This window comes from Aeromonas sp. HMWF016, assembly GCF_963878195.1.
In the GTDB taxonomy this organism is placed as follows: Bacteria; Pseudomonadota; Gammaproteobacteria; order Enterobacterales; family Aeromonadaceae; genus Aeromonas; species Aeromonas lacus.
This window is the reverse complement of sequence record NZ_CAWNWX010000124.1, coordinates 1-12,644: the sequence shown is the minus strand read 5'-3', so window position 1 is coordinate 12,644 and position 12,644 is coordinate 1. Positions and strand designations below refer to the sequence as shown.

The following is a 12,644-nucleotide window of genomic DNA, read 5'->3' as shown; positions in this document are numbered from 1 at the left end:
GCATTAGGTAGCTGTATACTCTGTTCATCACTTTTTATACGTTAAGGTTTATGAAAAAAATGAAAAAAATGAAAAAAATTTTTTTTATTGCTTATGGGGGGGGGCACATAAAAATGCTGCTACCTATAATCAAGCATCTCAAATCACTAGATATTTACGATATAATTGTGTTTGGGTTAACCACTGCAGGTTCGGTGCTTGATGATGAGGGCATACCCTATGTTAGTTTCAAAGATTTTGTTCATTTTGAAGGGTATGAGTCTTGGTCTGAGTATGGCCATACCCTAGTTGGCCCATATCAAGAATCTAAATTGGTTTCTTATGATGAGGCAATTGCTTATCATGGTATAAATTTTTTAGATATGATTTATCTTTATGGTATAGATGAAGCAAAGAAAAAATACTCTGACATGGGCCGTCAATCATTTATTCCTACTCGCTTCTTTAAAATATTATTTAGCTACTTAAAGCCTGACTTAGTCGTTTCGACAAATTCCCCTCGTTCAGAAAGGGCTGCTATTGAGGCTGCTGGGGTTATGGGGATTGATAGTCTTTGTTTAGTTGATATGTTTGCTTTGCAGGAGGTAAAGTGGATCGGGAAGCCTAATTATGCATCGAAAATATGCGTGTTGAACGACTCAGTGAAGTCAATGTTTATAAAAAACGGTCGAAATAGCCATGATATTATAGTTACCGGTAACCCTGCATTTGATGGGTTATTTTCTAATGATCTCATTAATAAGCGAGCTGAGCTAAGGGCGGCACTTGGTGTAGAAGATTATCAATGCCTTATTTTGTATGCATCTCAACCAGAACCACGTAAGCACCCTTTTAATGAGTTAGAAGGCAACCCATTATTACCTCGTGATATTGAGTTTCAACTTCGTCAAATCGTAAAGGATCATAAAAATACACACCTAGTAGTTCGATATCATCCAAGTGAAAATGTTGATTTTATAAAGGAAGAGCATGTATATCTCAGTGAAAAATCAGAGAGCCTACATGAACTACTTTATGCTGTTGATGTGGTTGTGGTGACAGCCTCTACTGTAGGTTTGGAAGCTAGTCTAATAGGGAAGCATGTGATTAGCGTAGACTGCTCTATATTTAGGAATGATGCGCCGTTTAGTTCTATGGGGATATCTTCAGGCGTTACAAGTGTCAACGAGCTTCGAGAATATTTTAATGAGTACTTGTATTCTTTTACCGATATTTCAGATCTTTGTGCAAGTAGACAGCTAGTTTCTGCGACAGATAATGTTTTATCTGTTTTGCAAAAACTATTGGGTGATTAAGTGTAGGGTAAATGTTTCAGTGTAATATGTTATAATAGTATACGCTCATATCTATGCCGTGAAGTTAAAATTTAATAACGACATTTTTATATATTGTATATACTTTTCTTTTGGGAATTTTTACGTAACTGGTCACTTACTGTCGAGAAATTATGATGATAAAAATCTTTTCTATTAGGTTGCCATTGTTGAATGTTTCACGGTTATATAAAAAGGTCATTAGCATATTTATTGACATGTTATTGCTCTCATGTGCTTTCTGGGGAGCTTTTTTGGTTCGTCTTGATAATGCTCTACCCATCAGTAGTTTCATACATTGGCAGATGTTGTCTTTGTTGTTACCATCATCGATCATCGTTTTTATGAGATTGGGGCTTTATCGTACAATATTAAGATTTGTTGGATTCAAAGTACTTTGGACTGTTGCACAGGGGGCTGTGTTGTCTACGGTATTACTACTGTTTTTAGCTTTCTTTTTAGATGCCTTTTTGCCAAGAACAGTTTTGATTATATATTTTTCTTTTACTGTTTTATTAGTTGGTGGAATAAGACTGTGTTTTAAAATTATCATGAGTAGTGGTGGATCTCAGCGGATCCCTGTGTTGATTTATGGTGCAGGTGCTTCTGGTAGACAACTACAACAGGCCTTGAATCAGGGCCAGGAGTTTATTCCTGTAGCCTTTATCGATGATGATCCCTCTTTGAAAAAATTGGTGATCCAAGGAGTGAATGTCTATAGCCCAGATGTTATTGCCGATTTGATTGACCGATTTGATGCCAAAAAAATTTTGCTAGCAATACCCAGTGCATCACGTGTTGTGCGTCAACGAGTAATTAAACGTCTTGATCATCTACCATGCGAGGTGTTATCTATTCCTGGTATGGCAGATCTTGTTTCTGGTGTTGCACACATTGATCAACTAAAGGAAGTCTCTATTGAGGAGCTTTTGGGACGAGATCCCGTTGATCCTATCCCTGATCTTATCAATGCAAACATTTCTGGTAGACGAGTCATGGTGACAGGGGCCGGTGGCTCTATCGGCTCTGAATTATGTCGTCAGATAATCCGTTGCAAACCCGCTCAGCTGGTGTTGTTTGAGCTATCAGAATATGGCTTGTATGCCATTGATAAAGAGCTTCAAGAAATCAACCAGCAAGAACGGCTACAGGTTGAGATAGTACCATTGCTGGGGTCGGTACAGCGGCAACATCGCTTGCAAGCGGTAATGAGCACCTTCCAGATCCAGACGGTTTACCATGCTGCGGCTTACAAGCATGTCCCCCTAGTTGAATACAACGTGGTTGAGGGGGTGCGCAATAATGTATTCGGTACACTTTATTGTGCCCAAGCCGCAATCAGGGCTAAGGTTGAAACCTTTGTATTGATTTCGACTGATAAAGCGGTGCGCCCAACTAACACCATGGGAACCTCCAAGCGATTGGCTGAACTGGTGTTGCAAGCGTTGGCAGCTGCGCAGCGGCAAACCCGTTTTTGCATGGTCCGTTTTGGCAATGTATTAGGCTCGTCAGGTTCTGTGGTGCCGCTGTTCCGCAAGCAGATCCGCGATGGAGGCCCCTTGACCTTGACCCACCCCGACATCATTCGTTATTTCATGACCATTCCTGAGGCGTCGCAGCTGGTGATCCAAGCAGGGGCCATGGGGCAGGGAGGGGATGTGTTTGTACTAGACATGGGCGAGCCGGTCAAGATCATTGATTTGGCGCACCGGATGATCCGCTTGAGTGGCTTGAAGCTCAAGAGCGACATGCATCCTGATGGTGATATTGAGATTAAGATCACCGGCTTGCGCCCCGGTGAGAAGCTGTTTGAAGAGCTGCTAATTGGTGAGCAGGTTGAGGGCACTGCCCATCCCCGGATCATGAAAGCCTCAGAGTCGATGTTGCCATGGCCACAACTGCGGGCGTTTTTGGCCGAGCTCGATAGCGCGTGTTTCCGCTTTGATCATGAGCAGATCCGTAGCCTGCTGTTAAGTATGCCAACCGGTTTTAATCCTACCGACGGAATCTGCGATCTGGTGTGGCAGGCAAAAAATACTTTGTCGCATGAACTGAACCTGAGTGTGGTCGAGGACATTGATTTTCTTAATTCAGAGAGTCATCAGCCGATGCATTAAACGGCATGTTTTATGGGACGCACACTGTTTGCGTGAATGATAGAGCAGATAGATGGACAGAGGGACAACATGTTGAGTACCAATAGCCTGTTTGGACCGAAGCAATCCTCTGTCCTCATCAAGGACAATGCTCTGTCAGAGTGTGGCCTTCAACTATGTCTTGCCTGCCAGCTTAATATCATAGAAATCCTCGCTTAAATATGCTGAAAATTCTCGTTACCGGTGGTGCCGGCTTTATCGGCTCTGCCGTGGTGCGTCATATCATCCGTGATACTCAGGATGCCGTTATCAATCTCGATAGACTCACCTATGCCGGCAATCTGGAGTCCCTGGCCGATGTATCGACAAGTGAGCGTTATGCGTTTGAGCAAGTGGATATCTGCAACCGCGCCGAGCTGGATAGGGTATTTGCCTTGCACCAGCCGGATGCCGTGATGCACCTGGCCGCCGAGAGCCATGTTGATCGCTCCATCACCGGCCCCGCCGATTTCATCGAGACCAATATCGTTGGCACCTATATGTTGCTGGAAGCGGCTCGCGCCTACTGGAACGGTCTAGACGAGGTACGCAAGGCGGCCTTCCGTTTCCACCATATCTCAACCGACGAGGTGTATGGCGACCTGCCCCATCCGGATGAAGTGGTCCTCGGTGTGGCACTGCCGCTCTTCACCGAAACCACCCCCTATGCCCCCAGCAACCCCTATTCTGCATCCAAGGCTTCAAGTGACCATCTGGTGCGCGCCTGGCGCCGTACTTACGGCCTGCCGACCGTTGTCACCAACTGTTCCAACAACTACGGCCCGTACCACTTCCCCGAGAAGCTGATCCCGCTGGTGATCCTCAACGCGCTGGATGGCAAACCGCTGCCGGTGTACGGCAAGGGTGACCAGATCCGTGACTGGCTCTATGTGGAGGATCACGCGCGTGCCCTCTACAAGGTGGTGACTACTGGTTTGGTGGGGGAGACATACAACATCGGCGGCCACAACGAGAAGCAGAATCTGGATGTAGTGCATGCGATCTGCGATCTGCTCGACGAAATGGTGCCCAAAGCGGGCTCATACCGCGATCAAATCACCTATGTGGCGGATCGCCCCGGTCACGATCGCCGCTATGCCATCGATGCCAGCAAGATGAGCAGTGAGCTTGCTTGGCAACCGCAAGAAACTTTCGAGTCGGGCATTCGCAAAACCGTACAGTGGTATCTGGATAACCAGCAGTGGGTCAACAACGTCAAGAGTGGCGCCTACCAATCCTGGATTGAGCAGAACTACGGGGAGCGTACCTGATGCATATTCTGCTGTTTGGCAAAAACGGTCAGGTAGGCTGGGAGCTGCAGCGCGCACTGGCGCCTCTGGGACGCATCACTGCCGTTGATTTTGACTCCACCGACTATTGCGGCGATTTCAGCAATCCGGCAGGGGTGGCCGAGACCGTGCGTCTGTTAAAACCGGATGTGATTGTCAACGCCGCGGCCCATACCTCAGTGGACAAAGCAGAGAGCGAGTGGGAGTTTGCCGAGCTGCTCAACGCCACCAGCGTGGCCGCTATCGCCAAAGAAGCGGAAGTATTGGGGGCCTGGTTGGTGCATTACTCCACCGACTATGTGTTCGATGGCAGCGGTGAACGCCCCTGGGTGGAAACTGATGCAACCGCCCCGCTCAACGTCTACGGTGAAACCAAGTTGGCAGGGGAACAAGGCGCCGCTCTTTGCTCCCGTCACCTGATCTTCCGTACCAGCTGGGTCTATGCCGCCCGTGGAGCCAACTTTGCCAAAACCATGTTGCGTTTTGGCAAAGAGCGTAGCGAGATGTCAGTTATCAATGACCAATTTGGCGCCCCGACCGGCGCAGAATTACTGGCTGATTGCACTGCCCATGCGATCCGCGTAGCGCAGAGCAAACCCGAGGTCGCCGGGCTGTACCATCTGATAGCCTCCGGTACCACCACCTGGTTTGACTACGCCCAACTGGTGTTTGCCAATGCCAGAGAGGCCGGGGTTGAACTGGCGGTCACGCAACTCAATGCGGTGCCGACCAGCGCCTTCCCGACCCCGGCCAAACGCCCCCACAACTCCCGCCTGGATACCGGCAAATTCCAGCGCACCTTCGATCTGGTGCTACCGGACTGGACGGTCGGTGTGGAGCGGATGTTGACCGAGATCCTCGGCAAATAAATCACTGGCTAGGGATGTGTTGAACGCCTCCCTGGCTGGCAGGGATAAAACAGAAAGGAGTGGCCGCAAGCCACCCTTTTCTTTTGCAATTTAAAAAATAAGAAACAAGCATCATGACCAAACGTAAAGGCATCATTCTGGCCGGTGGCTCAGGCACCCGTCTCTATCCTGTGACCATTGCGGTGAGCAAGCAGCTGTTACCTATCTATGACAAGCCGATGATCTACTACCCGCTCAGCACCCTGATGCTGGCCGGTATTCGGGATATATTGATCATCAGTACACCGCAAGATACCCCCCGTTTTGAGCAACTGTTGGGTGACGGCAGCCAGTGGGGCCTGAACTTGCAATACAAGGTGCAGCCAAGTCCGGACGGGTTGGCACAAGCCTTTATTCTGGGTGAAGAGTTTATCGGTTCAGACCCCTGTGCACTAGTGTTGGGCGACAACATCTTCTACGGCCACGACCTGCAGAAACAGCTTGAAGCGGCGGCAGCCAAAGAGAGTGGCGCTACCGTCTTTGCCTACCATGTGCACGACCCGGAACGTTATGGGGTGGTGGAATTTGATAAAGAGGGCACTGCTATCTCTCTGGAAGAGAAGCCAATGGAGCCCAAGAGTAACTATGCGGTTACTGGCCTCTATTTCTACGACAATAGCGTGGTGGAGATCGCCAAGAGCCTGAAGCCGTCGCCGCGTGGAGAGTTGGAAATAACGGATATCAGTAATCACTACCTCGCCACAGGGCTCTTGACGGTTGCCATAATGGGGCGCGGTTATGCTTGGCTCGATACCGGAACCCATGAAGTTCTGATTGAAGCGAGTAATTTTATTCAGACAATCGAAAATCGTCAGGGATTAAAGGTTGCGTGTCTAGAGGAGATCGCCTTTCGCAGGGGATTTATCGATGCCGATCAGTTGCGAGCGCTCGCCAATCAGCTTGCAACAAATGGATATGGTCAATATCTGCTTCGGTTGCTTGCCACGCTGCCTGATGTGAGTCTGGTTGGATTTTCGAGCTGAAGGAGACGTTCAATCTAGGAAGGTCGTTGTTGCCCAAATCGATGCAGCTTGAATGGAACTAACTGATGACTCGGTGATCTGATCACCACCATCCTCTTCAAGTCTGCATTATGGGCACGTCGCTTCACACCATCACCAACTGGCCTCAATACAACAAGTCTTTGATTAACTGTGGTTCACTAACCTTCTAGGTTGATGCCGAGGCCATGAACAACTGGTTTCACCACGACCATCATGGGCGGCGGGGGCGCAGCCAGCTTTACACTGACCAGACCATCTGCACCTTCCTGATGCTCAAGGGGATTTTCAGCCTCACTCTGCGAGCGAGCAGGGGTCACTTGACTTCCTGTTCGCGTTGATGAATGTGCCGCTCGCTGTGCGCACCGGACTATAGCTGTGTCAGCAAGCGGGGCCGCACGGTAAGGTGGCGTATCGGCAGCCCCCAAAGGGACGCATTACCGACCTAGTTATCGACTCAACCGGGCTGAAGGTGTTTGGTGAAGGCGAGTGGAAGGTCAGAAAACACGGCGCCCAGAAACGGTGAGTCTGGCGCAAGTTGCATCTGGCTGTAGACCCGGTAACCCACGATATCTTGGCGGCGGAAGTCTCGCTGGAAAATGTCCATGATGCCGAGGTGCCCACCTTGCTCAACCCTCTGCGGCGCAAGCTGGGGCGTGTTTATGCGGATGGCGCCTACGACAGCAAAGCCAGCCATCAGCTTATCTCGCACAAAGGAGCGACAGCCTGTATTCCACCTCGCAAGAACGCTGGATTCTGGAAAAAGGGGCACCCAAGAAATGACGCAGTGCTGGTGATGCGCAAGGAAGGGCTGGCGCACTGGAAGAAGATATCGGGGTATCACCGTCGCTCACTGGCAGAGACGGCGATGTATCGGTTCAAGCAGTTGCTGGTGGGGGAAATCAGTCTGCGTAACTACAACGGCCAAGTGGGAGAAGTCATGGCGTATGTAAGCGCCATAATCAAACTCAATACCCTGGGTTTACCTGTCAGAAAGCCCCGAGTGTAGCAGTCACCTAGGGTTGGGGAAGTTATGACTTGCTGGCTGATTTTGGCAACAACGCCTCTATGAAGTCAAACAGTAAGCAAATGGTCATCTGGTTCTTTTTCACATGGGTTTATCAATGCAATATCGTGCAACATCGCTGGCTGGGGTTATGATCCTTACGCCCACAACTTTTTCTGATCATCGTGGCCAATTTCGTGAGTGTTTTCGTCAAGATGAGTTTGAGCAACACTGTGGTCATTATCCGCTGGTACAAGACAATCTGAGTCGCTCGGTTGGAGGTTCGTTGCGTGGCTTGCATTACCAATGCAGCAGACCACAGGGCAAGCTGGTGCAGGTCATCAGCGGAACCATTTTTGATGTGGCTGTTGATATTCGGCCTGCGTCGCCAACGTATGGGCAATGGTTGGGTTGTCTATTAAATGCAGAACTTGGTGAGCTTATCTGGATTCCCCCCGGTTTTGCGCATGGTTTTTATGTGCTAAGTCACACCGCTGATGTTTATTACAGATGCAGCGATTATTATAATCCCGGTGATGAGATAGTGATTCGATGGGATAGTCCTAGCTTGGCGATAAATTGGCCTTTATCTGAGCGGTGGCCTTTATTGCTATCAGATAAAGATCGCCTTGCCCCCAGTTTTGTTGGTGCCCCTTAGTTGTGTGCCTGTTGTAAGATATTTTAACGTTGATAACGAAGAGAGAAGATATGAGTGAAAAAACGCAAGCCATTCCAAACAAGTGGGTACAGGCGCCATCATCAGATGAGGTTGATCTACGTGAACTTGTATTGGTTCTGTGGCGCCAAAAAGTATTGATATTGTTGGTGACAGGAGTGTTTGCTTTTGCGGGTATCTGCTATGCCATGACTGCGCGTCAGGTATGGACTAGTCAAGCCCTTGTTTCGGAGCCGTCAGGTGCGCAAGTAGCGGAACTACAATTGGCTGTGGATAAAATACAAGCAATCATATCCAGCAATGGCAGAAATGGCAGCAATGGCGCCCCTCTATCAACAGGTGCGTTTTCCTCGCTTGAACAACCTGCTATTTACAAAAGTTTCATCTCTGCCTTTAAGAGCATGGATAATAAGCGGGCTTTTTTGATGCAAGAAGGTGTCTACGCAGCAGAGATACATAGAGAAGGAATCTCAGATAAGCGCAGTGAACGTGAGTTAATGAATCAGTTAGTTGAGGCTATATCAGCTAAAGCTCAAGATGAAAAAAGCCAAGATATGACATTAAGTTTTTCTGCAGAAACACCGGAACTTGCTCAACAGCGATTGGTTCAGTACATCAACTTTGTCCAGCAGCAGCAACTAAAAAGCAAAAATACAGAATTGCAATCTATATGGAAAAGTAGAATAAAGGCTCTGGCTACACAATATGATAGTGTCAAAGCTGATACATTGCTTAAAAGACAGGAGGAGCTTCAGCGGGTTAGATATAGTTTGCGTATCAGTAAGGCTGCTGGCGTAGATACGCCTCTTGAAATGGTTGATAGCCAAGAGATTTTCAACATTCAGCTAGGTGCGAAAGGTTTAGCTGAAAAGCTAAGCATATTGAATGAGATTAAAGACCCTGAACTGTTTAACTCTGAATTAGGAAAAATCAGTCTGAAATTAAGTAGTTTAACCGAGTTGAATCTTAAAGATGCCGATTTCCAGTCTTTTAACATGATTGATTCACCGGAAGAACCACTTACCCGTGACAAGCCCAAGCGTCTGATAATTGTTGTATTAGCGACCCTTCTTGGTGGAATGCTGGGTATCAGTATTGTGTTGGTCTGCCATGCTTTTCGTCGTCCAGAAGATGCATAATACTTTTGGAGGAATAGAGGGGGCTATTCGCCCCCTTTCTTTGTATATATCTATTCGGCACCTGAACAGTATTGGGCCAGCCTAAGGAGTAGAGCTGTGACGTTAACACGAATCATGATGGCTTTAAGCATGCTCTATTGGTTGTTGGGCATGCACTTTTTTATGCACAACCCCGGAGGTGCTGGGCTGTATCTGCCCTTTAACACTTGGGGATGGGTGTTTGCCTCTGTAGCTATTGGACTAGGATTGTGGCAGGTGACGCTACGTCAGCGTCTGTTTTTTTCTCCCTTGCAAGCAGGTTTATGGATCGGTGCGCTTTTTCTATTGCTCCCGATGCTATATCTCGGCTTTACACTCAAGGATTATGCTATCCCCAGATTACTAGGGCTTTTTGCTGGCCTGCTGTTTTTGTTCGGACTCTATCAGTGGTGCTTTGATAGGCTGCAGCGTGATCGTTTGCTTTATATCATCTTGATTGCGATCGCTATGGAGGCTGTACTAGGTCTTGTTCAGTTCTATCTGCTGACAGCGGGCAACTGGATTGGCTATGACACTAAGGCCAATCGCCCATATGGCATATTCCAGCAACCCAATGTGATGGCAACCTTCATGGCGACTGGGTTTGCCCTTGCCATCTGGCTGGAAATGCGTCGAGAGGGTGGGCGATTGCTCATGTCGTTGCGCTATGGCGTTATTTTTGCTGCAGTGCTCTTACTGGTTGTTCTGCAATCTCGAACTGGTCAATTGGGTGGCCTGTTAGCCTTCTTTTTACTGATGCCTAAACTTCATCGCCAAGGATTACTTGGGCGGATGCTGGGTTTGATTATCTTGGCCACTGTTATTGGCTTGTTATCACAATATTGGATGGCAGGAACAAAGCGTGGCTTAGAGATTTATCAATCTGGAGGCATGCGTTCCATTTATTGGCCATATGCGATAAAGCTGATTTTGCAGGCACCCTGGACAGGGTGGGGCTACGGCAGTTTTGAGTCTGTATTCCTGCATCACTATATGGCGGATAAAGCACTGAATCCTGGCATGGTTCAGATCGAATACAACCTGGATCATCCACATAATGAATTTCTCTACTGGGCTGTTGAAGGTGGCATTGCCCCTATGGTCGGGATGGTGATCATGGGGGGAGCACTATTGTGGCGGCTGAGTAAGACTAGATTGGGTCATGGAATGGCGTTGTTGGCGCTGGTTACACCCATCTTGTTGCATACCCAGACAGAATATCCTCTCTATCATGCTATCGCATTGTGGTGGCTGCTTCTGACGTTTATTTACATCATTGATGCTGAGATTGAAGAAGCCGTCCTTGCCAATGATGGGCGTACCACATGGTGGGAATTTGAGTGTCGCCCCTGGTTGTTATTGCGTTTTATGGCAATTGCGATCCCTGTGGTTGTGGTTCCTTTTATGCTGACTGCGATCCATACTGCCTGGGTGGTTACCAAATATGAGCGAGGTGGCTATAAGGAGCCGACCTTGTTGCTGGATATAGTCAATCCAATGGCATGGTTGACCAGAGTAGAGTTCGATGTGAACTCGGTTCGTCTTATGGTCGGTTTGCAGACCCATAACAAAGGTGAACTTGAAGCTTATCTTGATTGGGGCAAAGAGTTTGTTCGCCATACGCCAAGAGCCAATATATACGCCAATATGGTCATAGCTCTTAATGCTTTGGGGCGGGCCGAAGAGGCCAATGCACTGCGTAACGAGGCCTTGGTGCTATACCCAACCGAGCCTTTATTGACTGGCTCTGTAGCCACCTCAGTGATCAATGGAGTTGATCAGCGAGCTAGGAGTGCTGCAAAGAAAACTAAGGGACAGTAATCTCACGGGAAAGCCAGTTCTTAAAGTGCTGCCTTTCCTATTGGTTACTACCTTTGCAGCGGTAGCAATCACAAGAGTCAGCGCTTGTTATAAGAAATTCATAACATGATGATTTATAATGATAAATCGTTTTTTATTGCAATTTACGCGAGGGCTCAATTGGGGGAAGGGAACATCATCAACTACTGAGTTTGCAGGTCTACTCTTCTGACTTGATATAGTGGATTGTGTTGCGCTGTGCTTTTTACTGAGATATTCCCCCTTACCATCGAACATAGCGCTGATTGGCACAGAGTGGGTTCATTGTCACTGTGTGGTAATTATGAGTCTATCTCTGTCGTTTATTTAGCCTTGCTTTTTCAGAACGGCAGCGCAGCATAAGCATTTTTCATCTATGTCTGTGTTCTCTTTTGTTAATACAGGCAACCTCCACTGACTTAACTGCTAATAAAAAGCTTGAAGTAAATAAAAACTGTATGTTGTCTTGAATTGTCCATGCTATTCTAAAACCGTTATCTCTGTGACCGATTTTTTGTGAGGAAATAATGAACGAGTTTCTGAAGGTTCTGCTGAACATTCGTAGTCTGCGTGCGGCTATTCGTGAGTTGCCGTTTGAGCAATTGCTGGAAGCTAAAGAGAAGTTTGATCTGGTTTATCAAGAGCGCGCTGATTCTGTTGAGCAGGAGCGTGCTGAACAGGAAGAGCGTCAGCGCAAGCTGAGCGAGTTCACCGAAATGCTGCAACAGGCTGGTATTGATCCTCGCGAGCTGCTGGCTACTGCCGCTGCTCCGGCTGCTGCGACTGGTGCTGCCAAGAGCAAGCGTGCTCCGCGTCCGGCTAAATACAAGTACGAAGAAGATGGTCAGGAAAAAACCTGGACCGGTCAAGGCCGTATGCCGAAAGCCATTGCTGCTCAAGTAGCGCTGGGCAAAGACCTGAACGATTTTCTGATCTGATTTTGTCAGTTTGGAGATTCGATAATGCCGCCTCTGTGCGGCATTATTTTTGTCTGCTGCATATTCTCACTGCATTATTCAATCCGCTCACCACTATTTTTCGTCCCTCTTTGTGAACTGGTTCTCCGTAAACCTTATCTCTAGCATTTTATGAGCTGCGATAAATGCAGGTAGTGCGCGGCTCGATCCCGACAAGGGTTGTTTGCCTTGTATGTCTTTGCTTCAAAATGATGGGGAATATGACAACAGAAACACAAGCACATCAAGTGTTATCTCTCACCCTGCATATTTCTAAATAGCTGTTCCGAATAGTAGATCACTGGAGGAAGGGAACTCAGTCCAGTTTGTGCGATCTCATTAGTCGCCAAACAAAACAAGCCAC

The 12,644-nt window shown here is 47.7% G+C and carries 9 protein-coding genes and 1 pseudogene; all 10 read left to right on the top strand.

Annotated elements, in window-relative coordinates:
* The first annotated feature begins 59 nt into the window (after positions 1-59).
* The 10 genes and pseudogenes from AACS24_RS21740 (at position 60) to AACS24_RS21695 (ending at position 12,262) form a co-directional block, all read left to right on the top strand.
* Entirely contained in the window at positions 60-1,295 is a 1,236-nt protein-coding gene (locus AACS24_RS21740; protein ID WP_181364266.1) for a CDP-glycerol glycerophosphotransferase family protein, read from the top strand.
* Positions 1,296-1,447: 152 nt separating this feature from the next.
* Positions 1,448-3,430, top strand: a complete 1,983-nt coding sequence (locus AACS24_RS21735; protein WP_308810147.1) for a polysaccharide biosynthesis protein — start codon at positions 1,448-1,450, stop codon at positions 3,428-3,430.
* Positions 3,431-3,633: 203 nt separating this feature from the next.
* Entirely contained in the window at positions 3,634-4,719 is a 1,086-nt protein-coding gene (gene rfbB, locus AACS24_RS21730) for a dTDP-glucose 4,6-dehydratase (RefSeq protein WP_108571987.1), read from the top strand.
* A complete protein-coding gene (gene rfbD / locus AACS24_RS21725) occupies positions 4,719-5,606 on the top strand; it encodes a dTDP-4-dehydrorhamnose reductase (protein WP_108571984.1) in 888 nt (295 codons plus the stop codon). Before rfbB ends, rfbD begins: the two co-directional genes overlap by 1 nt.
* A gap of 113 nt (positions 5,607-5,719) precedes the next feature.
* Positions 5,720-6,628, top strand: coding sequence for a glucose-1-phosphate thymidylyltransferase RfbA (gene rfbA, locus AACS24_RS21720; protein WP_108571983.1), 909 nt, complete (start codon positions 5,720-5,722; stop codon positions 6,626-6,628).
* A 110-nt stretch (positions 6,629-6,738) separates the two neighbouring features.
* Positions 6,739-7,655 (top strand): annotated as a pseudogene (locus AACS24_RS21715) (IS5 family transposase).
* Positions 7,656-7,758: 103 nt separating this feature from the next.
* Positions 7,759-8,310 (top strand): dTDP-4-dehydrorhamnose 3,5-epimerase, encoded by a 552-nt coding sequence (gene rfbC / locus AACS24_RS21710; protein ID WP_339373344.1) that lies wholly within the window; start codon positions 7,759-7,761, stop codon positions 8,308-8,310.
* A 50-nt stretch (positions 8,311-8,360) separates the two neighbouring features.
* A complete protein-coding gene (locus tag AACS24_RS21705; protein ID WP_108571981.1) occupies positions 8,361-9,467 on the top strand; it encodes an LPS O-antigen chain length determinant protein WzzB in 1,107 nt (368 codons plus the stop codon).
* A 96-nt stretch (positions 9,468-9,563) separates the two neighbouring features.
* Entirely contained in the window at positions 9,564-11,306 is a 1,743-nt protein-coding gene (locus tag AACS24_RS21700) for a PglL family O-oligosaccharyltransferase (RefSeq protein ID WP_181364265.1), read from the top strand.
* Positions 11,307-11,851: 545 nt separating this feature from the next.
* A complete protein-coding gene (locus tag AACS24_RS21695; protein WP_033113480.1) occupies positions 11,852-12,262 on the top strand; it encodes an H-NS family histone-like protein in 411 nt (136 codons plus the stop codon).
* Positions 12,263-12,644 lie beyond the last annotated feature (382 nt).